The organism is Actinomadura vinacea (genome assembly GCF_039532545.1).
Lineage (GTDB): Bacteria > Actinomycetota > Actinomycetes > Streptosporangiales > Streptosporangiaceae > Spirillospora > Spirillospora vinacea.
The window spans coordinates 379,334-400,947 of record NZ_BAAARW010000001.1 but is presented as its reverse complement, the minus strand read 5'-3'; the positions used below and the strand labels follow the sequence as shown (position 1 = coordinate 400,947).

16 protein-coding genes are annotated in these 21,614 nt (G+C 66.5%); 6 read left to right on the top strand and 10 right to left on the bottom strand.

Annotated features, from left to right (window positions below):
* Position 1 precedes the first annotated feature (1 nt).
* From ABD340_RS01790 to ABD340_RS01780, 3 genes are all read right to left on the bottom strand, one after another.
* A complete protein-coding gene (locus ABD340_RS01790; protein ID WP_344586510.1) occupies positions 2-2,374 on the bottom strand; it encodes a M64 family metallopeptidase in 2,373 nt (790 codons plus the stop codon).
* 615 nt (positions 2,375-2,989) lie between these two features.
* Positions 2,990-3,223 (bottom strand): hypothetical protein, encoded by a 234-nt coding sequence (locus ABD340_RS01785; protein ID WP_344586509.1) that lies wholly within the window; start codon positions 3,221-3,223, stop codon positions 2,990-2,992.
* A 277-nt stretch (positions 3,224-3,500) separates the two neighbouring features.
* The gene (locus ABD340_RS01780; RefSeq protein WP_344586546.1) at positions 3,501-4,664 is read right to left on the bottom strand and encodes an MFS transporter; all 1,164 of its coding nucleotides are present in this window, start codon (positions 4,662-4,664) and stop codon (positions 3,501-3,503) included.
* Between ABD340_RS01780 and ABD340_RS01775 the strand changes: the two genes are divergently transcribed.
* Complete coding sequence (locus tag ABD340_RS01775; protein WP_344586508.1) at positions 4,642-5,010, top strand: hypothetical protein; 369 nt, start codon at positions 4,642-4,644, stop codon at positions 5,008-5,010. The two genes, ABD340_RS01780 and ABD340_RS01775, sit on opposite strands and share 23 nt — an antisense overlap.
* Before the next feature lie 285 nt (positions 5,011-5,295).
* On the opposite strand, the gene ABD340_RS01770 is transcribed toward ABD340_RS01775, so the two are convergent.
* Entirely contained in the window at positions 5,296-5,538 is a 243-nt protein-coding gene (locus ABD340_RS01770; protein ID WP_344586507.1) for a hypothetical protein, read from the bottom strand.
* Between the two features lie 50 nt (positions 5,539-5,588).
* Between ABD340_RS01770 and ABD340_RS01765 the strand changes: the two genes are divergently transcribed.
* Positions 5,589-6,674: an acetamidase/formamidase family protein gene (locus tag ABD340_RS01765; RefSeq protein WP_344586506.1), complete on the top strand. Its 1,086-nt coding sequence runs from the start codon at positions 5,589-5,591 to the stop codon at positions 6,672-6,674.
* A gap of 1,059 nt (positions 6,675-7,733) precedes the next feature.
* Here the strand turns inward: ABD340_RS01765 and ABD340_RS01760 are convergent.
* The 3 genes from ABD340_RS01760 to ABD340_RS01750 form a co-directional block, all read right to left on the bottom strand.
* The gene (locus tag ABD340_RS01760; protein WP_344586505.1) at positions 7,734-8,726 is read right to left on the bottom strand and encodes an FAD binding domain-containing protein; all 993 of its coding nucleotides are present in this window, start codon (positions 8,724-8,726) and stop codon (positions 7,734-7,736) included.
* A 795-nt stretch (positions 8,727-9,521) separates the two neighbouring features.
* The gene (locus tag ABD340_RS01755) at positions 9,522-9,770 is read right to left on the bottom strand and encodes a hypothetical protein (protein WP_344586504.1); all 249 of its coding nucleotides are present in this window, start codon (positions 9,768-9,770) and stop codon (positions 9,522-9,524) included.
* Positions 9,771-9,804: 34 nt separating this feature from the next.
* Positions 9,805-10,551, bottom strand: coding sequence for an Lrp/AsnC family transcriptional regulator (locus ABD340_RS01750; RefSeq protein WP_344586503.1), 747 nt, complete (start codon positions 10,549-10,551; stop codon positions 9,805-9,807).
* Between the two features lie 128 nt (positions 10,552-10,679).
* Here ABD340_RS01750 and ABD340_RS01745 point away from each other — a divergent pair, with 128 nt between their 5' ends.
* From ABD340_RS01745 to ABD340_RS01730, 4 genes are all read left to right on the top strand, one after another.
* Positions 10,680-10,949 (top strand): hypothetical protein, encoded by a 270-nt coding sequence (locus tag ABD340_RS01745; RefSeq protein WP_344586502.1) that lies wholly within the window; start codon positions 10,680-10,682, stop codon positions 10,947-10,949.
* A gap of 440 nt (positions 10,950-11,389) precedes the next feature.
* Positions 11,390-12,628, top strand: a complete 1,239-nt coding sequence (locus ABD340_RS01740; RefSeq protein ID WP_344586501.1) for a C40 family peptidase — start codon at positions 11,390-11,392, stop codon at positions 12,626-12,628.
* Entirely contained in the window at positions 12,625-13,251 is a 627-nt protein-coding gene (locus tag ABD340_RS01735) for a hypothetical protein (protein ID WP_344586500.1), read from the top strand. Before ABD340_RS01740 ends, ABD340_RS01735 begins: the two co-directional genes overlap by 4 nt.
* Before the next feature lie 210 nt (positions 13,252-13,461).
* The gene (locus ABD340_RS01730; RefSeq protein WP_344586499.1) at positions 13,462-15,057 is read left to right on the top strand and encodes a type IV secretory system conjugative DNA transfer family protein; all 1,596 of its coding nucleotides are present in this window, start codon (positions 13,462-13,464) and stop codon (positions 15,055-15,057) included.
* Between the two features lie 675 nt (positions 15,058-15,732).
* Here ABD340_RS01730 and ABD340_RS01725 read toward each other — a convergent pair.
* The 3 genes from ABD340_RS01725 to ABD340_RS01715 all read right to left on the bottom strand — a co-directional run bounded on the left by ABD340_RS01725 (position 15,733) and on the right by ABD340_RS01715 (position 21,588).
* Positions 15,733-17,307, bottom strand: coding sequence for an ATP/GTP-binding protein (locus ABD340_RS01725; protein ID WP_344586498.1), 1,575 nt, complete (start codon positions 17,305-17,307; stop codon positions 15,733-15,735).
* The gene (locus ABD340_RS01720; RefSeq protein WP_344586497.1) at positions 17,304-18,785 is read right to left on the bottom strand and encodes an SCO6880 family protein; all 1,482 of its coding nucleotides are present in this window, start codon (positions 18,783-18,785) and stop codon (positions 17,304-17,306) included. Before ABD340_RS01720 ends, ABD340_RS01725 begins: the two co-directional genes overlap by 4 nt.
* A 1,774-nt stretch (positions 18,786-20,559) precedes the next feature.
* On the bottom strand, positions 20,560-21,588 hold the full coding sequence (locus ABD340_RS01715) for a hypothetical protein (protein ID WP_344586496.1): 1,029 nt from the start codon (positions 21,586-21,588) through the stop codon (positions 20,560-20,562).
* Between the last annotated feature and the right edge of the window lie 26 nt (positions 21,589-21,614).

Below are 21,614 nucleotides of genomic sequence, written 5' to 3'. Positions count from 1 at the left end.
GCTACTTCGCCTTCGGATAGAAGATCTTGCTGAGGATGCCGTGGCGTCCTGGATTCACCCGGTTGACGATCAACCACTTGCAGACGAAGCAGAACCCCGCGTCTCCCTGGTTGCGCATCTTGCAGTCACCGGCCGGGCGGTACATGCCGCCGGCGAAACGCGCGGCCCCTTCGAAGATTCCGATCAGCTCGGAGCCGATACAGGGCGCCTTGAAGCCGGGGATGGACACCGAGCCGTCGGGTTCTTCGTTGGCCGCGCTCGTGTCGGGGTCGCTGTTGAGGGGAAGGCGAGTGCGGTTGAGGTGTTCGAGCACCTTCGCCTCGACCGCAAGAAGCGGGTGGTCGGGACCGTCCTTGAGCGGCACGAAGATTGTGGACCCTTGCTCGAACACCACGGGCGGCAAGTTCGGGCCGGCCAGCACCATGGTGCCCGCGGCCTCGTTGATCGAGGCGATGCTGAGTGCCTCGTGCACCTGGTGTGCGCCAGATGTAAGAGGCAACTGCTGACCGTCGGGCGTGATGTTGCGCCTACGCAGGTGCACCTGCGCGTTTTCAGCCTTCATCTTGGCCCATTTGGCCAGCTGCCCCTTGTCGATGGTGACTTCGACTCCTCCGGGCACGAGCCTGAGTGGGGCGATCAGGCGGTCGGAGAGCCGCATCCGGGGTAGCGCGAGCCATTTGACCTTGCTCGGGTCGATCTTTCGCTCTCGGTTTGTGCCGAACTGGATGAACCCGAACACGGCCACGTTGTCTTTCGTACTGTCCTCGAGGTCTCCGGCATCATCGGAGAGCCCGCCGGCCGACTCGTACTCGTCATCCAGGTTGAAGCCGTGGCCTAGTTCGTGGGCGACCGTGTTCGCGACCTCGATGAAGTCAGTGACGACATCCGCCTTCGGGGGGCGGCGCATTCCCGGTTTGACGTTCGGGTCGCCGTACACAAATTCCAGCACCTTTGCCTTGTTGCAGGTGGCCGCCGTAATCGTGCTATCTTTGATGGCGGTCCCGCCGTTCATGGTTTCGTTGACGATCACGATGACCATACCCCGACTGGGTTTGAAGTTTTCGTCATCGGGCGCCCAGAGCGGCCCGATCAGCGGGAACGGTGAGACCGCGTATTCCAGCCCTGAGAGATAACTCATGACCAGGTTTCCCGGATCGGTATTGTTCGCGGGATCGGTACACACCTCGGGCGCGTGACGACGGGGATCAAGCCCGAATATATGGGGATCGACGCCGCTGTAGAACTCATAGAGGCGGGCCACGAAACGGCTCAGGGCGGGCCCTGGGGTGTCCCCGTCGGGGGGTGGGCGCACCGGTTCCGCGTCAGGGAAGGCTGAGGACCTGTCGGCCCATCGGCAGCCCAGTTGCAGACCGAAGAACGTGTCGCGGGCATGGAGGATCCCAACGGACTGTTGCGCCTTCCAGGCGTTCACAAGTTCGGGATTGACCCTCTCGGCATGGAAGTCGTCCAGGCTCTGGCCGCGCCAAATATCCGGCAGGTTATTCCTCTTCTCATCACGCATCGGCAGCCCCACCTTCGAGACGAGCTGCTCCATCGTGTAGAACTTGTCATCAGTGGCGCTGACCTGATCATCGAACGGGATCGGGCGCCCTTTCGGCACCTCCGGTACGGACGTGTCGGTGACCTTGAACGCACAAGTGACCATGTTCTCCTGCGACGGCGCGAAGGCCTTGAACACGTTGAAGGAATGTTCGAGGAGCCCGTACGGCTCATGCCGATCCTTGGTGAACATCGCCTTCCGGGTCCGGGCGACGATCCGGTCGAATCGCTCCCGGTCTTCCTCCCGAAAACCCTCGGAAATGAAGACGATGTTATGCATTTCCGGGGCGCGTGGCACATCCTGGGTCTGTACCGGGAGAAGGTCACGGCGCTTCTTTGCGTAATTCACCACACGTACCGGCAACATCTTGGCCCGCCCGTTCTGGAAGGTGCCTGATATGTTCACCGGCTGTTCCGTCTCAGCCACTCCGCGCAGCCGCCCTTCCGGTGTGGGAACCACCTTGCCCGGAGCCGTGGAAGTCAATGCGATATACCGGTGACCCGTGATGTCACCCACCAGATCGGTACCCTTGTCATCGGGTTTGAATCTGGCGTAGATCGACGGCAGTGCGTGCGCGCGAGGCGGGTCGAGCGCCGTGGTGATGGAGTCGTTTCCGAACCACCAGTCCTCGAGTTCACTGTGCACCTGCAGTCGGCCGACGATGTACTGGCGAACGAGGCGGACTTGAAACAGATACACCCCGAGGGTCGTGGCCGTGACCACCCGAGTGTCCGGGTCGAACGAGGGAAGAAATTTAAACCGCTGCCCAGTCTTGTTGTGCGGTGCGAAGAAGTCGACCTCGAAGGTCGGCACCTCCGTGAGTTTGTAAAGCAGCGGATCCGTCGGGGAATTCACTCGCTTGAACAGACGTAGCGTGAGCGGTTCCGTAACATTCATTGCCATGTGGAGATCGCAGTGAGGGACCAAGACCAGGTCGGAAACCACGAGCGCCCCCTGAGATCAGCACACCCTCTGCTCACGGCCCGATCAGAGCCATCCACACCGCCGCCACACAAGGTGATACTACGATCACTCTGGGTTCAGAATCGATCAAGCCCGGGTCGAGGGCGCGCAAGTTACCGCTGCGAGCGGCAGCTCCGCCGCGCCCAACTCCAGGATCACCTGGCCGCCACCTGCCAACCCGCCTGACAGACCACAGGGACAGGGAACTGTGCCACCAGGTTCGAGCTACACGCGAGGCCTGCAGGGCCGGTTCGCCTCCGGCGACGGACCGTACGCCGCAGGCGCGGCCATGCGTCTGTCAGTGGTACGTGCGGCGTTCGGGCTGACGTCCACGCGGCACCTCACCGTCACCACCGCAACCGTGGCGTCCTGCCCACCTCAACGGCGCCGGCCTCGCCACGCTGCCCGACGTTATGCCGCCGCAGGAGAGTGTCGGGGTCTTAGGGCCCGTCGGCGTCACGGTCGTCACATGCTGCCCACGGCGTGAGAGCGCGCTCGCCTCATTCCCGGAATTGCCGGGTGAGTTCGTGGTGGCTCAGCACGCGTACGCCGGTCCTGGCCAGGTCTGTCGGTGTACCAGCCACCGCGCGCGGCGCCGGCGCTGTTGTCTGCGATGGCGTCGGCGAGGACCTGCGGCAGGCCCACGCTCGCGAGCGTCTTGGAATACTCGGCCGGCGGCATGTCGGTGTAGGTGACCATGGTGCCGGTCTGGGCGGTGGTCTCGGCGGCCAGGTCGTCACGAACGCCGCGCGAACGTCGCCCCAGACCTCCTGATGATCCACCCAGAAGCCCGCACCGAGAACACCGCGTTCCACTCATGACCGACGGCACGGGTGTGCACCTGACGTTCCGCCAGAGCCTGATGCGTCGGCGAGATCAGCGACGTTCGACGAGCTTGACCGCGTCCGCTGCTGCTTACGGGGGGAGTGCATCATGCTTTTCTCCTTTGGAGACTGGAGTCGCTGTGTGACGCCCTTCAAGCCACACGTCCTTGATCGTCCCGGTGGCCTGGTGACGATCGAGGGCCGACCGGACGCGAAGCGGATGGAAACGCCAGCACGGTCATCATCATGACGACGGCGGTGGTTCCGCCGAGCATCATGACGGTCGACAAGGACGTGCGGTCCACGACGAGGCCGCCGACCAGGGCGCCCGTCGACAACGTCGCCTGGAACGACGCCGTGAACAGCACGGAGGCGGCCTCCGGCGCGTGCGGAGCCGACCTGGCGAACCACGTCTGCGAGCAGACCGGAACGGCGCCGTAGCCGACGCCCCACACGATCAGCAGCGCGATGGCACCGGCATCCCATCGCCCGAGAACGGGAAACGCCAGCGTGGCGAAGGCGATGAGCCCTCCGGCGACGCCGAACGCGGCGTGCGGGTGGCGCGCGACGGCGGCGCCCGACAGGAAATTGCCGACGATGCCCGCGGCGCCGTACGTCAGCAGAAATACCGTGATCGACCCCGAGGACACATGCGTGACGCGTTCCAGGAATGGCGTCACATACGTGTAGGTGCTGAAATGCGCCATGACGATCAGGAAGGTCGCCAGCAGCGCGAACCGGCTGCCGACGTTCCGGATCATGCCGCGCAGCACGTCGAGCCGGGTGACCTGCTCGGCGGGCAGCGGCGGCACCAGCACGGCGAGCGCGACGAGCACCGCCGCGGACAGCACGCCCATCACCGCGAAGCCGACCCGCCACCCTGCCAGGCCCCCGATCAACGTCCCCAGCGGCACGCCGAGAACCGAGCCCAACGGGACGGCCGAGAAGATGACCGCGGTCGCCCGGCGCGTCGATTCTGCGGGCACCAGCCGGCCCGCCAGCCCCGCGCCGATCGACCAGAAGCCGCCGATGACGATCCCGACCAGAACCCGCGAGACGAGCATCGCCCAGTAGCCCGGGGCCGCGGCCGCGATGAAGTTCGCCGACGCCAGCAGGAACATGCAGGCGCACAGCATCAGCCGCCGGTCGATCCGAGCCGTGGCGACGGTGACCGTGGGAGCCGCGACCGCCGCCAGGTAGCCGGGCATGGTCATCATCAGCCCGGCCGTCCCGTCGGAGACGGTGAAGCCGGAACCGATGGACGTCAGCAGCCCGATCGGCAGGATTTCGGTGGTGACGATCGAGAAGATTCCCATCGTCACCGAGAGCACCGCCGCCCAGCCCGTCGTGGACGAGCGGGACGACGTCGCGGTACCGACTGTTGACATCGATTCCGTCCTGTGGGTGGGAGAACGCCAGTGGAAGCGCATCCCACCCAACAGGCGTCACTTGCGGATCTCTGGCGGGTTCCCGCCGTCATCCTGCGCGCCGAAGGATGCTGTCGCGTTCTCGCGAACCGGACGTCCGGCCACTGCCCCGCGACGAGTCCAGCGAGTCCCGATCGGGCCCAACCCCGACGCGCCGTCCCTTAGCGTCACGGCCGACCGTCAACAACGGCTCATCACCGCGGCGGCCCTGCCGGCGACGACGAACCAGATGTGACCGCCCCGCGCTCCTCCACGCCTGCGCCGAGCACGCCGCCTCCGAGCGCATCGCCTTCCGGTACCGCCCGTCGGCGGCCCGAGTCCAAGTCCGTCCGCGCTGAAGGCGGCAGACGGGACACAGTTGAGGGCCTGCGCGGGGCTTCGGTGAGGTGAAGAAGGTAAGCCAGAAAGTACGACCTGACGTCCAGCGCCGCTGCGCCGATTCCTCTTCCGGCCGGGCGAAGGAGTCGGCACGAGGCCGGAACCATCGGCACCGCCATCGATCAACGGCTCCGGCTCGCCTTCACTGCCAGTGTTCGCGACGACCGCCCTCGGCGATGCCGCTGACATCGCGGGCGACCAGTCCGCCTTGGCGGTTCTCAGCGAGGTCGGCCACTGGCTCGGAGCCCTCGTCGCTGAGCTGCGGCTGGACGGTCGCGGTCGGCCGCTGCTGCGCGGTGACGACGTTGAGGCCGAACTGGCGCGGATGCTGTCCGGGCTTGCAAAGGCGCGATGGGGACGGACGGTTCTCGCTGCAAGGCCGCACAAGGCAGCAAGGCCAAAACGCCTCAAAACTAGAGAAAAGGGAGATCTGGCATGGGTGAGATGCCCTCAGACAGGCTCCGACACGTGTTGCCGGAGCCAGTTGTACTGGACACCAATCGAAAGACCGCGGGTTGGGGTCTCTTCACTCCCACCCCGGAACCCGTACTGACCGTGAAGTCCGGCGCGTGCGTCACGATCAACACCGTCAGCTGGGTCGGGGCCCTCGCCCCCGAGGGGCCGGTCGCCTACTTCAAAGCGCTGGGTGTGCCCGCCGACCAGGTGCTGCCCGAGCTGATGGAAGTGGCGAAGATACCTCGCCCGGAGGGAGCCAGTGGCCACATCCTCACCGGGCCGATCGGCGTCGAGGGTGCCGAACCGGGCGACGTACTGGAGATCCGCATCCTGGACGTCTCGCCGCGTGTTCCGTACGGCGTGAACAGCACTGGCCCGGGCTGCGGGATCCTCGACGATCTGCTGGACAGGCGGTCCGACCGTCTGTTCCAGCTCGATCCCGATCAGCGCTACTACCCCTTCGCGGGCGGCATCAAGATTCCGTTCAAGCCGTTCGCGGGGATCATGGCGGTCGCGCCGCCCACCTCGGCCGGCACCGTGTCCGCCAACCCACCCGACAGGTGGGGCGGCAACATGGACTTTCGCGACCTCGTCGCGGGTTCGACGCTGTACCTGCCGGTCTTCCAGCCCGGCGGGATGTTCTACACGGGCGACACCCACGGCGCGCAAGGTCACGGCGAGGTCGACCAGACCGCCATCGAGCACTCGATGTCGCTGACCGTGCAGTTCATCGTGCGCAAGGGTGGCGTCCTGAAGGAGTTTCCGCGCGCGGAAAATGACGATCACGTCTGGTGCATGGGCATCCATGCGGATTACTCCAAGGCCATCAGGATCGCCGGCCAAGAGGTCGTTCACTACCTCGCCAACGTCCTGGGGATGGAGGATGTCGATGCCTACACGCTCTCCAGCCTCGTGGGGGACTTCAAGATCGCTGAGGCGGTGAACGGCAACAAGGTCATCGTCGTCGAGATCGACAAGGACCTGCTGCATCCTCTGGTGAACGGGGCCGACGTTCCCGTTGTGGGGGGCGGACCCCAACCACCCGCCGGCCGGCCCGTCTCCTGACGGTCCCGCAGGCTGGCCCAAAAGGCCTGGAGCGTCGCTTCCAACGGCGACGCTCCAGGCCCTCTCGCGCTCACCACGCCCCATTCCGCGCCCGCGGCCGCCACCGTACTGGCCCGGACCCGCGGCCACCGGGCGAATCATTCCCAGGATCCGGCCGCGGTGGAGGTCCTTCTCGACGCGGCGCCGTCCGAGGCCCCGGCCTGACCGCCGAAGGCACGCCAGCCGATCCGGGCTCTCGTGTGGTCCATGCCGATGAGGCCGGCGAGCTGATGGTGCCGGCGCGGACCGTCGGCCCCGAAACCCCGTCCAGGCCGCGCCTTGGATGCTGGGGACCCTCGATGCGGTCGCTGCCGCCTCCAGTCTGCGACGGCCACCACCTTCCTGCTGGAACGCGTCGCCACGCCGATTGCCTGCTCGGCTGGCCCCTCGGCGACAGCGGTGAAGGACGGAGGAGCGCCCAAAGGGCGTCACCTTCGCTGAGAGAGTCGGACCCGTCCGTGTCGAGCCCATGATCGCCCGACCTTGCCTGCACCTCGCGCTCCTGCGGCGCTGACGCGTGCGCTCCGGCCAGACGCAGATGCCGCCACACTCAGTGGCGCTTCGGCCGCCATGCTGCCGCACCCGAATCCCCTGTGTGGAGGGCCGCCTCCACGTACTCGCGGCCGGCGGCCCAACGACCATCATCGGCCCTGGCCGGCGCCGGATCGCTCAACTGAAGGTGACCCGGCGGGCGTTCGAGCTGGTGAAGCAGGCAGTGCGGGCCAAGCCGTCAGGGTGTCCAGAGCGACAGCAGGCTCGTGCTGAGCGCACTGGTACCGGCCTGCACCAAGATGGTGCGGAGCGACGTCCCGAGTGCGGCCAGGCGTCCCCGCTCCGCCGTGGCATCCTCGACGTCCTGCAGGATCTGTACCGCCAGGCGCGCCTACGTCACCCGAACCGCCTGTGTACGAGCCGCGGTACGGGTCGTCCAGGCCAGAGGCGAGCAATCGGCCCACGTCGAACAGCCGCCGGACCGCACGCGCACGCTCGCCGAGTTCCTACGCACCGAGGCCGCTTCGCTTATCCGCCGCAAAAGTTTCCGGTGCGACCGTAGAGATTTGGGCGGTGCCGGACATCTCGGGATGACGCAGACCTGAGAGAAGGGAGTCGGCGTGCCGGATCCTGATAACGGATTCGCCGAGTTGTGGGACGCGCACAACGACGACGTGCTGGGTTATGCGGCCCGGCGAGTCGACCACGAGACGGCGCGGGACGTGGCCGCGGAGACGTTCCTGATCGCCTGGCGGCGCCGGAACGACATCCCGGCGGCAAGGACATGGCATCGTCGAACCGCAGCCGTTCCGGCAGGCTGCCGTACACCGCCCAGTTCATCCGTCTTTGCTCCCCGTCGAAATCAGGGATCAGGTAGAACATCCCGTGGCCGCCAGGGAAGCCCACCGTCAATACCGCGTGCTCGAACTCGCGCGGCAGCCGGCCCGGCAGCCTGCTCTCGGGATAGCTGCCGCGCCAGAGCACATAACCGGCGTAGTCGGGCCTGGTCCCGCGATCTATGAGGCGGCGGGCACCGGACCGGTAGCCGTCGGCGCCCACCACCAGGTCGTAACTGTGGCGACGCCCGGAGTCGGTGACGACCGTGGCCCCGTCGGCGTCGGCCTCGATGTCCGTGACCGTGACCGATTCCCGATACGTCCCGTCGGCCACGCCCGCACGCAGGGTGCGCCACAGGAGGCCCCAGTTGACGAGCGCGGCCACGAACGGCTGGCGCCCTGCGATCCGTCCGGTCTCGGAGGCACCGGACGAGCCACCGTCACCTACGATCCACAGGCGTTCCCAGGTCTGGTTCGCGGGCAGCGCGGCATCAAGGTACCCGGCCGCCACGAACTCATCGCGCAGCGACACGGGCAGGCCGATGCCGAAGCCGCGGTCCTGCAGCCCGCCGGGGCTGCGCTCGAAGACCGTGACCTCGCAGCCCGCCCGCCGGAGGGCGATGGCCGCCGCGCAACCGGCGATGCTGCCCCCGACGACACCGACGCGACTTCCCTCAATACCCATTTCCGCCTCCTTTGGTCACGCAGTGCTGAACACCGGCCGCCTGCGGCTCACCGGACTTCTTCACCGGTCAGTTTCGTCCAGCAAAGGACGAATCAGAAGTGAACTCGGCCCTGCCCGAATCAAGGAAGGCGGCGACAGCCGGACGGGTCACAGTCCGGCATACGTGGACCACGGCATTCGGTTCAGGAACGCGGGGAATACGACTCCGGCCGGACTCCGACGCGCGCTCCCTCCGCTGCTCGAACGGCTGGACCTGCCCAGGACAGGAGGGGTCCTGAGGGCCCGGCACCCGGACGGAGAACGGGCGCCGGGCCCTTGGGGGCGGACGTGGAGGACGACCGCGGGACGCTCGTCCGGCACCCGCGGGCACGCCCGCCCCAGCACGGTGACGACGGTTGGCATGTGAAGCCGGCCAGACATTGGGCGCGGCTCACCATCCTGCAGTGTCCAGCCATGGCGTTGATTACCTGTACGTCACTTGCAGCATCAAGTGGTGAAGCCATTCCAGGACAGCGCGACCGCGGCGGGCGATCACCAGCCCAAAAGGTTATGGTCCAATCCCCGAAGTTGCTTTCAATGTCGGCCCGTGGGGCTCACCTGCCGTCATCGCCCCGGCCCGCTCGCCCGATGCCGACACCGCTCTCCTTACCCTGGCCGTCGCGCGGGCGTCGTCGGGGTTGCCCCTAGAGGTGGCGGCCCAGCAAGCCCGGACGTGTCCTGCCGAGTTCGCCCCTCCGGCGGATCACACTGCGGAGCTTGTCTTCCTGATCGCGCCATCCCGATGGTGCTCAACGCCTATGACGTGCCGCTGCCGGGTGCGGGGTTCTCCGCCAGGAGCGGCACGGACCGCACCGATCTTCCCTCCGCGTCCAGGACGCGGCCGAGCAGCTTGACCGTGCGCAGGACCACCGACCGGTCCTGGATCCTCCGCGCGGGCAGTGCCCGGCTCAGCTTCCGTTCGAGGTCGTGGACTTCCGCCGTCGACCGCAGCCACGCGTCGACGATGACGTTGTAGGGCCCGGCCACGAGGCTGCAGGCCCGCACCCCCGGCAGGGCGCGGATCCGGCCCTCGGCCTCTTCAAAGGTCGCGGACGTCGAGCGAGCCGAAGTAGACGGCGGCGACGGCATGCCCTGACAGGTGCCGCGAGGTGTCGCAGCGGAGTGTGATGAGCCCGGCCGCCTCCAGGCGCGCCAACCGGCGCCGCACGGCGGCCGGGCCGACGCCGGCGTGTTCGGCGAGCCGCTGGAAGGACATCCGCCCGTCGATGTTCAGTGCGCGGGCGATGCGGTGGTCCGGGGCCTCCAGGGCGCCACCGCGGTGCGGACGGGTTTTCGTCTGGCTGTGCAGGCGACGCCGCTGCTCCGGGTCCAGGGCGCCTTCGCGCCGCCGGCTGGGCTCCAGGGTCGACCGAGTCGCGACGTGGCTGCGCACGTTCGTGACCCCGGGGACGTGTTCCACGCGGTCGAGGAGGTAGCGGGAAAGTGCGTCGAGACCCGGTGCCTGTGCCAGCACGAGCACGTCCCGCGCACCGGCCGTCAACTTGACGGTGGCCGCCTCCACGTCGTCCGCGAGGACGTTCGCCACCTCGCGCGACCGCCCCGGGATGCAGTTGATCTCCACCAGAGCACAGGAGGGGGTCGCGCCGCCCGACAGGTGGGCGGTGACCCAGGCGTCCCCCGCGGACTGCATGCGCGACCAGCGCCGGCTGACGGTCGCCGGGTCGACTCCCAGGACGGGCGCGAGGTCCCGCCAGCTCGCGCGCGGAGCGGATCTCACGGCGTCCACGATGGCGATGTCGAGTTCGTCGAAGGCTGAGTCCCGCATGCTCGGCGATCGCCCCTACATGCAGCGAGGACTTCCTCATGGACGAGAACATGCGATTTCGGAGCCCATTTGCAAGATCACCGTAGCGTGCCGACGGTCGGAGCGAAACGGGCGGAACGGGGCTCTTCATGGAGATCGAGAGCAAGGCGGCTCTGCGGGTGCACAACGCCCGGCTCGTCGACGGGGTCGGTCCGGCGGCCGTGGCCGATGCCTTGCTCGAAGCGGGCGCCGACGCGCCGGATCAGCTACGCGGACGCGTTCGAGACGGCAGGCAGCCCAGTCGCGACAGCCGAGCCGACATCGTGCCGCGGATCACGGTCCGCGGCCAGAGAGCGGACGGCGCAGCCCGCCGACGCGGCGATGAACAGGCCGAAAGGGCTTGCGCATCCGGGCGGTGACCGCACTGTCTTATGCAGCGTGGCAGGAGGTGAGCGATGCCCGAACAGTCGCCTACGCACCCTGCGAGGGTGCTCGCCGGGCGTTCCGACCGCCCGGACGGTCACGGCCGACTTGGCCGGGCACCCGTCGCGCTCTTCATCGGCCCTGATCAGATGCCGCGGCCTCGCAGCGCCGTCTGGCGGCTCAGACTGACGCAGCCGGCGAACCCGCATTTTGTATTGCCGACAGGCGGGAGAGCGCTGATCAATGACGAATGCAGAAGACAGCCGCGCACAGCGGGCTGCCTTCATTTGACGACGCTCATCCGTTTTCCGCGCAGCCGGGTATCGCTGCGAAAGTTTGAACAACCGGTGGACCGGGGGCGAAGTGCCGTGATCCCACTCGGTGGCATTTCGACATCAAGGAGGGGGCCAGGGTGCGCAGGAGGCCCATGATATGGATGTTCGCCATTTTTGGGGGCAGCGGCATAGCCTTTGTGGCGACCTTCCTGGTACTCGTCATGCTTGCGGTGATGACGTCCACCAGCGGTTCCGGGATTCTACAGGCATGCGCCCCGAACAACCCGACGGGCGGGTCGGGGGTGGTGCAGGCCAAGGCGACCAAGGCGGCAGATTCCATACCCGAGAACTACCTAAAATTGTATAAAGAGATCGGAGAAAAGCGGAACATCCCATGGAATGTGCTCGCCGGCATCGGATACATAGAGACCCACCACGGGACGCTTGATGCGCAGGGCGTTACCTCCGGAGAAAACTATGCGGGGGCAGGGGGGCCGATGCAGTTCCTCAAGTCATCGTGGGATATCTATGGGGCTGATGGAGATGGAGACGGGAAAGAGGACCGTTATAATCCGGCGGACGCCATCGCCGGGGCGGCCAACCATCTCAGGGGCAGCATAGGCAAGATGAGTTCATCGATACCACTCAGTCAGAGTGACATAAGAAGAGCCGTCCATCGCTATAACCCTGGGAATTATACTCCCCAGAACAATCCCTATGCAAACGACGTGCTGGCGGCTGCGAATCGATATGCCAAGGGCTACAAAGTGGCGACGGCCAATTACGCAAGTGCCACCTGCGCGGGGCCGGCATCACTAGGGTCCGGATCCTTCGGCCAAAAGATCGCCTATGCTGCCGCATATTGGGCGAGGGCGGACCCGGGTACGCCGCGGCCACCGACCCAGAAGGACGCCAAGAAGGGTGGTGCGCCCACCCCCTATTCATGGGGTGGTGGAACCCCCAATGGCCCCGACACGGGCATATGCTGCTCACCGAACGGCGCCAGCGGCACCAACGTCGTCGGGTTCGACTGTTCGAGTCTCGCACTATACGCCGTCTACCAGGCATCTGGGAAAAAGATTACGATACCCCGAACGACCTGGGCGATATGGCGCAGCAACAAGGGACTAACCAAAGTTCCTCGCAACCAGTTGGCCCCCGGGGATCTGGTCTTCTTCAGCAATCTGTCTCATATGGGGATCTATTATGGTGAGGTCAACGGTGTGCGCTGGATGGTCGAGGCCCCGAAGCCCGGCGACTACGTTAAATTCAGCAAGTTCGACGGAAGAGGGAGCTATGTGGGGGCCCTTCGGGTCACACCGCCGTCCGGCTCGGGAAAACCGGATGTGATCCAGGCAATGGCTCCATCCGGAGCGGGCACCGGTGGAGGTGCGGCGTGACCGGTGGGTTGGCCGCCGGACTCCGTGCCGCTTGCTGTGTCGTTACGGTAGCCATCCTTGTGGCCGGGTGCAGCGGCGGCGAGCGGTCGCAGTCGGGCGGGCGGCCGTCATCCGCACCGGGCGATGCGACCGTCATCCCGACGGTCAGCGGCGGTACGCCTTCTCCGTCGCGGAGTCCTCGGATTCCCGGTGGTCTGCCGGATCCGGGGCGGGTCGACCAGAAGGATGCGACGGCGGTGTCGCGGGCGGCGCTGACGGTCATGTATTCGGTCGACAGCACCGTGGATGCGGGGTTGCTGAACGCGAAATTGCGTGCGGCGGTCTACCTGGCCCCGGCCTACGCCGCCGAAGTCAGGGCGGAGCCCGTGCAGTACGTCCCCAAGGAATGGCGGCAGCACCGGGCCTACCTCGCGGTGCGGCTTGAACCACTTCGGAGAGAGGCGGGAGCCCCATCCGACAGATCGACCGCCGCCTATCGGCAGTGGGAGATGACCACGACTGCCACTGGCCGAGATGATTGGCGCGACACTCCCCGCAAATCCGTGATCTTCGTGGCACTGGCCAGGTCGTCTGAACGTGCCCCCTGGCGGGTCTCGGATGTTCGTGCCATCGACGAGAGCTAGCGCCTGAAATTGATATGAGGAGCGTTCGTGAGCAGTTCGGATGATGACGAAGTCTACGGTTTCTTGTTCGGTGTTGCCTTTTTGGTGATCCTGTCGGGTGGCGCGTTCAGTTTCTTGGTCTGGCTGGCGGGCCAACTGTCCGGCCTGCTCACGGGGGGCGGCTGGCCCGACTCGAGTCCGCAGGATTTTCTGGGCGTCGCCATCAATTTCGTGCGGGATCCCGGTGATCCGCACGGTGCGTGGCCGCCCGCGGCGGCGGCCGCGCTGGGACCGGCCTCGGTGTTCTTCGTGTTCCTGATCCTGCTCCTCGCTGCGGCGACGGTGGGGACGTATTTCCTGGTGCGCGTGTTCCTGAACCTACGGCGGATGCGGCAGTTCCGACGGTTGCGCCTGGGCTTCGCCTCCGGCTGGGAGGTCCGCAAGCTGCTGAGCGCGCAGACCGTCCTCAGCAAGGCAGGGCAGGTCCGGCCGTCCACCGCGACCGGGCCCGCGGGCGAGGTGAAGCCCGAGGACGTGGGTTTCTACATCGGGCGGGACATCAGGTCGCGGCGGAAGCTGTACGCCTCGATCGAGGACACCGCGATCATCGTGTCGGCACCGCGGCAGGGCAAGGACGTGCACTTCGTCACGCCTTTCACCATCGATGCGCCCGGTCCGTGCATCGTGACCTCGACCCGGCGGGAGACGTTCGTCAACACCGCGAAAGTCCGGGCGCAGTTCGGTGAGGTGTATGTGTTCGATCCCTTCAACTGGACCGGGTGGCCGAACCGGATGCGCTGGTCGCCGTTGCAGGGATGCGAGGACCCCAACGTGTGCGCGGTCCGCTCGGCGACGCTCGTCCAGTCCAGCCATCTGGAGATCAAGCGCGAGGGGGCCCACCTCACCGGGGTTTTGACCATCATCCGCTGCCTGCTGCACGCCGGCGCGATCGGCAAGGTCAACTTCCGGGAGGTGATGGGCTGGATCTACGAGGCCAACGCCGACGAGGCATTGGCCATCCTGCGTGAGAACGCGGAGAGGGCGGCCCCGGGGTATGCGGCGCAGCTGGAGTTCCAGAGGAGGGACGAGAACGTCTGGTCGACGGTGATCCAGGTGATGCACTGCTTCTCGCACCCGAACGTGCTGGAGGACTGCTCGCCGCCGCCCGGTGAGGAGTTCGACTTCATCAACTTCCTCAAGGGACGCAACACCCTCTACTTCGTCGGCAAGCAGCAGCCCGACTGGGGCGGGATCGCGCCGGTGGTCACCACGATCATCGAGCAGTACTTCCGATCCGCCCGCGGCACGGCGATGAAGAACCCGACCGGACGCCTCGACCCGCCCCTGACCTTCGAGTTGAACCAGGCGACCGACCTTTGCCCGCTGGGCGGTCTTCCGGTGTACATGGGAGAGTCGGGCGGCTACTCCATCGCGGTCCACGTCTACATCACCTCCCTGGCCGACGCACGTGCCAGATGGGGCAGCGACGGCGCCGCACGCCTGTGGGAGAACTCCTCGATCAAGATCGTCTCGGGCGGCAGCGGAAGCGCCAAGGACCTGGACGAACTCTCCAGCCTCGTGGGCAAGGAGAACGGGAAGCAGATCCTGAGTCCCGAAGAGCTCAGGACCATGCCCTTCGGCCGCGCGGCCGTTGTCGCGGGCACGGCCCGTCCCGTCGAGATGTGGCTCACCCCTTGGTGGAAACGCAAGGACCAGGACGCCATCGCCCAAGGCAAGGAGGCGGTCGAACAGATGATTCAAAAGGCCGTCGAGGAGCAGGCAGCCGGCGTGAATGCCGCTCCCGACCCGACCACGCCGGACGAATAGGAGTCCCGGCCGCAAGGTTCCTGGCCCCCGAAGGAGTGGGCATGGCGACACGGGACGCGTCATCGAGCATGGGGCTTGGACGTGGCCAGGACGTGAGGTGAGGTGCCGGCAAGAAGACCAGGACGCGGGAGCGCGGGGCATCCCCCGCGCTCCCGCTGATCTCGAGGATCTTGATCGTTCGGCCCTCAGGCCTTGTGATCGTTCGGTGTTCTGTCCTGGCAGGTCGGTGACACCGCCGGCGGGCGGAAGACGCGACCGGGAAGATCGAGAACCGCCAGGTGAGGCGATGCTCACTCGCGCCGCGAAGCGTGGCACACCTCCTCGGCGGGCGCCTGTGTCCTCCCGAATCTTCGACCACCGCTCGGCGGCATGCGCCGCTGTGGCGTCGCGGAGACGGCACCTTCACCGCCAAGCCGCATCAGGTGATCGAGGCGTTGGAGGAGGAGATGCCGCCCGCGCCCTGTTCTCCCCCTCACCGCGGCTTCGACCGATGGCCGTGACCAGGCATCGCCGGCCTGCTACCACCGGCGCCGGGGCGGCGGTTCGGTCGGCCACCCCCGTCAGGGCGACGGGCCACCCGGCTCGATCACCTGGTGGCCGACCGATCACCGCCGCCTTCGAACGCCGCTCCTGCGGGCCCGGTGCCAAAGGCGGGCGCCGCCACTACCGGACCGGTCAGGTGGTGTTGGCGGAAGGTCTCGTGGTCGAGTTGGTCCAGCGCTTGTTGGTGTCGTTGACGTTCGCTTCGACGGAGGTGAGCTCCACCTTGAACGGGATGCCGGGGCGGCCGCCGACCTTGACGAGGAACCTGCCGCGTCCCGGGGGTTCGCTGTCCCGGTTGAGGTCGGGATTCCAGGAGGGCGGGGTCGCCCAATCGGTGATCATGTGTTCTTCGATGGACGACATCCGTACCACTTCGTTCACCATGGGCATCTCCGACTGCGGCAGCCCGCCGCAGATCACCATGCCGGCGCGTTCGGCGAAGCCCTTGGCCTTGAGGCGGTCGGCGTGGTCGTTCAGCGACAGCAGGTCGGCCATGGTGTGCGTGATCATCACCTGGCCCGCGCCGCGCTGCCGGTTGAGGCGGGTGAGGGCGTCGACCCGGTCCACCAGGCCGCGCCCGGACCGCAGCACCCGCCACAGCTCGTCCAGGACGACGAAGAAGTGCCGCCGCGGCGCCAGCCCCTCGTCGGCCAGGGCGTGCGCGGCCTCCACCGCGCCGAACCCGTCCGACCAGCACGCCAGCAGGACGGCGGCCTGGAGCTCGGCGTCGGCGTCGTCGATCCCGCTGATGTCGATGCAGACCCCGCCCGGATTGTCCAGCTGGATCGCGGTGGTGGTGTGATGCGCGAACGTCTGCCCCATCGGGCCGTCCAGCACCCCTAGCAGCGAGGCGTGCAGCGGGTCGACGGCCATGCGGTACCGTGCCTCGTCCCCGCGGGCCAGGGTCACCGAGCGGAGCCGCTCCGGCCCCTCATCGATCACCCTGATGAGGTCGGGCAGGACGGGCACGCCGCGGTGGCGCTCGTCCAGCACCCGCAGGGCCGCGTTGAGGACGGTGCGCTCGGTGTCGGCGATCGGGTGCCCGCGCAGCACCGTGATCAACGCGGCGACCATGTTCAGCCGGCGGCCGTGCGCGTCGGCGACCAGCTTGGTCCGCGCCTCCTCCGGGAGCCTGGCGGCCGCGGCGGCGGTCGCGCCGGGGTCGAGCACGTTCAGCGAGCCCAGCCCGCGGCCGAGCTTGATGATCTGCCCGCCCATCGCCCGGATCAGATCGACGTAGTCGGGTTTGAGGTCGCCGAGCACCATGGGGAACACCCCCTGCCCGACCAGGCCCAGGACCATCCGGCGGATCAGCGTCGACTTGCCCAGGCCGGGCTTGCCCAGCACCAGGGCCGACGGGTTGTGGATCAGGTTGGCGCGCTGGAACCAGGAGATCGGATCGCAGCACAGCGCGGCGCCGGTGGTCAGCTCCCGGCCGAGCGGCACGCCCATCATCGGCGTCCCCGACCCGGCCCCGAACGGCCACAGCCCGCACACCTGGACCGTGGTCCCGCGCCACTCCGAAGGCATCTCCACAAAGGAGGCCCTGCCGCCGCCGCGGTGACTGAAACCCCTGAGTCCGGGCTTGTGCACGATCCGGCGGGTCTTCTTCTTGTTCTTGCCCTTCTTCCCAGCCTTTTCGCCGGCTTGTTCGGCGAGCGGCTCCCCGTCCGCGAGGCCCAGGAATGGTTCCGATGATTTGCTCACAGAGACTCCCTCACCAGGGCGGGGACCTGGAGGTGATCAGGAAGGACGATGCCCAGTGGAAGCGCGGCCGCGAACGCCGTCGCCTGCGACCCGTACATCCGCCGCAACCGCAGACGTGCGGGGGCCGCGAGCGTGTCGACGGCGGCCGCCGCGACCGGAAGCTCCTCGGCCGAGTGGACGGTGGCGGTGACGAGAATGGTGAAGCGGGTCACCCCCGCGCCCCGGGCCTCCTCGATGGCCGACTGATCGCTCTTGATGACGTCGATCTCGTTCCGGGCGGCGGAAGCGTTCCCGTCGAGACGGAAACGCGTGTCCTTGCGATCCCGTTCCACGATCCGAGCCGCGGAGGCCGGATCGTGCGGCCGGTAGAGGAAAGTGACGCGCTTACGGGCGATATCGTGATGCGGGGACACCAGACCGCTCATCACGCTGGACAGCACCTCGCCGCGCGGCGCCTCGGACATGCCCCAGGTGATGGAATGGCCGCTGTCGTGAACGTAGTGATCCCACAGTTCCTGCGCCGCGACCGGCCCGGCATCCTCCCAACGCGGTTCCTCGCCCTCGCCGCCTTCCATGCCCGCCTGCGCGTTCGGGTCGTAGGCGGTCCGCACGGCGCGGGCGAGCTTGTCGGCGGTCATCGGGCGAGCGGATCCGGCACCGGTCATCTCCAACCCGGAGATCAACCCGGGGATGCGCATTCCGATCTCCCGCACCATCGTCTCCTGGTCACGGCGCTTGCCTCCGGGATGCGGCAGGGCCTCATAGGTGAGCGCGATACGGGTGGAGACACGTGCGCTGCCCACCGGGTAGTTCCAGACGATCTCTTCCAAGGCCGCCCGAGCCAGTTCCGGAGCGTTCGGATCGGTATTGGCGTGGATCTCCTCACGGAGGCGATGCCCGAGGTCGGGGGCCGTCTCGATGGTCACGCTCGCGCCGACCAGGCCCGGCTCATAGCCCAGTGAGGCCAGCCAATGCCCCCAGTGGGCGACCCAGGTGTCGACCTGCCTCTGGTCGACCAGCGCCGCCCCGTCGGCGTTGCAGTCGAACACCACGGTGTAGTGCCGGGTGGCCGGGATCACGATCAGGGCGAACGGGCGCCCGTAGGCGTCCCGGCCTTCCACCAGCCGAGACGCGGCGAGCAGCCCCGGAAGCCGGCACGATCCGTACGCGATGACGCTCAGCGGTCCCGACCGGTAGAGATGCCACCCCTGGGAACGCCCCCACCACCAGTTGAACCGGGCCGTGAGCGACTGAAGCGCGGTCCGCCCGTGCTGGTCCTGGATGACCAGCGGCAGCATGACCAACCCCAGCACCGCGATGCCGATCAGGCTGGCAACCGGCGACACCATCGCGATCATGGTGATCACGATCAGCCCGACCATGAGGATCAGGGTGCCGGCCAGTCCCAGCCGCCCGACCCCCGGAGACACCGGTTTACGCCAGTTTCCATACGTCGGTTCACGATAGTCGGATGCCACTTCGGCTCACCTCATTCCTTAAGTCCGGCCAGCGCCGCTCGGGCCTTCATATCGGCTGCCAATGGAACTGCCGGTCCCGCTATTGCCGCGTGGGACGTTATTCCGGTTCTCCGCTATGGCCGCTCTAAGGTCTGGAGGCGTGTACCCAGGCCTGGAGTCGCTACCAGGGCTAACGGAAGAAGGAGGGACCACGTAATCAGGGACCTGGTAATCAGGGACCTGGTAACTAGGAACCTGATAGGCGGGAACCGGGCCGCGAGAGGCGTTATCCGCGCCTGAGGCGCCAGCCATCGGATAGCTGCTCGTGCCACCGGAGGAACCCACCGCAGAGCGTCCCACGTAGCCACCGCCACCCGGTGTACCACCACCTGGAGGACTGCCGGAAGCGCCCGGAGCGCCACTACTACCCGGGGCGCCACCGGGAGCGCTACCACTCCAACTAGTAGAGGGCCAACCACTACGCGGAGCCCCACTACCGGGGGAACCGGGGCCGGGACCACCAATACCCCCAGCACCAGTACCTGGGGAACCATTAGGTCCACCACTACCGGGACCACCATTGAGCCCAGCACTACCGGGGCCACCATTGAGCCCAGCACTACCGGCGCCACCAACAGGACCACCGCTACCCGGCCGACCATTGGGGCCACCGCCACCTGGACCGCCATTGGGGCCACCATGGGGGCCTCCATGGGCGCCACCACGCGGATTATTGTGCGGGGCATTGCCGCCATTCGGCCCATTACCCGGTTGATTTCCGCCGCCACCACCACCGAATATCCAGCGCCCCACTCGGCCCCCCGTACGCGCCGAGCCCGTCACGACGTTGTCCCCCCGGACGGCGTTCATAGAGCTACTTCCGAAGAAGAAGTGGCCGGCCTGGCGTACGCCGAAGGAGCTGTGATCCTCCGCGATCGGAGCCGCCACGGCACGGAAGATTGCAGGCACGCAGAAGATCGCCCCGCCAAGGAGGGCCAGACCAAAAAGACGGTCCGCCTCAGAGCCGGACGCCATCAATTTCTGGGCTAGAGCGTAAACCGACGCAAAAACCGGCTCGATGACTATATACGAGACTGTCCAGCTGACAGCCCTCTTATAGGCATACTCTCCATATGAGGTGAACCTCGACGCGGCCAATAGAGGCAGGATGCCGACCAGAAATATCAGAATGCCGCTTCGAAAAAGCATGATCAGGAACTGTATTGCCGAAGAGATCGCCGCAAAGAACGCAAAAAAGACGAGGAGGAACATGGTAGCGGTTTCGGACCCCCCCAGCTGGTCAAGTCCTTTTTGCCAGTTCGCAATCCAGTTATCGTCTTTCGGCGCCAGGCCTTTCAGAACCCAAGTGGAGTACTCATCGCTGGCGATGACCGCCAGATTCACCGCTGTAGCAAGGGTGAGCACGATCACGGCCAACTCGAAGAATTGCGAAAGCGCTGCTTTAAAAGGCTCGCCCTTGCGCTGGACGGCAACCCGGAAGGCCGCGATCATGAATCCGGCGAACGCCGCAATGGCAGTCAGCCAGTTAGTGTGGTCACGCAGACTGTAAAGTGCACCATTCTTCGCTCCACTCAAGTGCACAGTGAAAGCACTATCGCTCACCCACCAGGTCATCAGCGTCTGGAAACTTCCCAGTGCCCACGCAATGATCAGCTGGCAGAACTCGCGCCATATGGTGCCGAGAATCGGCAGCTCAGTATCCATCAGGCGACATCCGAATAGTGTGGAACACGCATCACAGAACCGCTCGACTCAGACAAGGTGGACCCCCACTTCACAGTGGATCGATCAGCAGGGAAATGAACGCGACGGCAGCACCAGAGGCTGCTACGACGCTCGCGAGCATCACCCAGCCCAGGCCGGCGGCATGCGCACCGGCCTCGCTCCTCTTATGCTTGATCGCCATATTGCCACCGACGAGCATGAATCCCAGCACACACGCCCCCAAAACAGTCCAGACCAACCAGCGAAGCAATGGCGCCAATGGACCGGCGACCGCGGAGACTCCCTCCGCATGGCCACGCGGCAGGGTGACGTAGGGATCCTTATCTCCAGGAGACCCATTAGGAGGCGCGGGTACGTCCGGTTTTTCCGTGCTGTAAAGACCCCCCGAACCACTCCCCCCACCAACCCTATTACGGGAGTCCCCCAGGCATACCTCCTTGGCCTTCCCGCTCAGGAGCGCACAGTTTCCATCTCCTGAATCACTCCCCCCACCCGATCCTCCGCCTCCGCCGCAGCCGGCCGGCTGCAGGAACGGGGGTAGAAGTTCACATCCCTCAGGCTCCTTGATCTCCCCGCCGTTCTTGATGCACCTCTTCTTTTCTCCCGGGTTCGTTGTCAAATTTCCACAAGCCTGATCCACCCCTCCTACGCATTCTATGTACTTCTTCCCGTCCAACTTCTCACAGTCATCCTCGCTTCTTTCCGCCTTCGGCCACGTGCCACTGGTACTGTTATTGCAGTACCCTTCTCCATTCTCCGTGGCCAGACAGACGACGAGGTCGTATCTCGCCCCCTCGCCGGACTTATAACCGGTAGAGGCCTCGTCGCACTTACCTTTTTCGCCCGCGCGTACGCGGGCCACCGCAACACCCTTTTTATAAGCGTAGCCGCGCACGTAGTGGCCGTCGTCCTCGACGTCGCACACTCTCACCCGACCGGTTTCGGGGTCCCATTGGAGTTGGCCACCAGGGTCTCCGTCGATGGTCCGGATGTTCTTCGTCTTGTCCCAGTCGACGGGAGCTTTCAACGCCGCGAGACCAACGGTGGTCACACGGCCCGGTGCCTGAACGGCCGGCACGACGTCAACCGTGTTCTGTGCCTGGC

What these genes read in the sequence shown, in the direction of transcription:
- ABD340_RS01785 (WP_344586509.1), bottom strand. Translation starts at nt 3,223, where the DNA reads ATGGTCACCTACACCGACATGCCGCCGGCCGAGTATTCCAAGACGCTC.
- ABD340_RS01780 (WP_344586546.1), bottom strand. Translation starts at nt 4,664, where the DNA reads ATGGGAATCTTCTCGATCGTCACCACCGAAATCCTGCCGATCGGGCTG.
- ABD340_RS01765 (WP_344586506.1), top strand. Translation starts at nt 5,589, where the DNA reads ATGGGTGAGATGCCCTCAGACAGGCTCCGACACGTGTTGCCGGAGCCA.
- ABD340_RS01760 (WP_344586505.1), bottom strand. Translation starts at nt 8,726, where the DNA reads ATGGGTATTGAGGGAAGTCGCGTCGGTGTCGTCGGGGGCAGCATCGCC.
- ABD340_RS01750 (WP_344586503.1), bottom strand. Translation starts at nt 10,551, where the DNA reads ATGCGGGACTCAGCCTTCGACGAACTCGACATCGCCATCGTGGACGCC.
- ABD340_RS01745 (WP_344586502.1), top strand. Translation starts at nt 10,680, where the DNA reads ATGGAGATCGAGAGCAAGGCGGCTCTGCGGGTGCACAACGCCCGGCTC.
- ABD340_RS01740 (WP_344586501.1), top strand. Translation starts at nt 11,390, where the DNA reads ATGTTCGCCATTTTTGGGGGCAGCGGCATAGCCTTTGTGGCGACCTTC.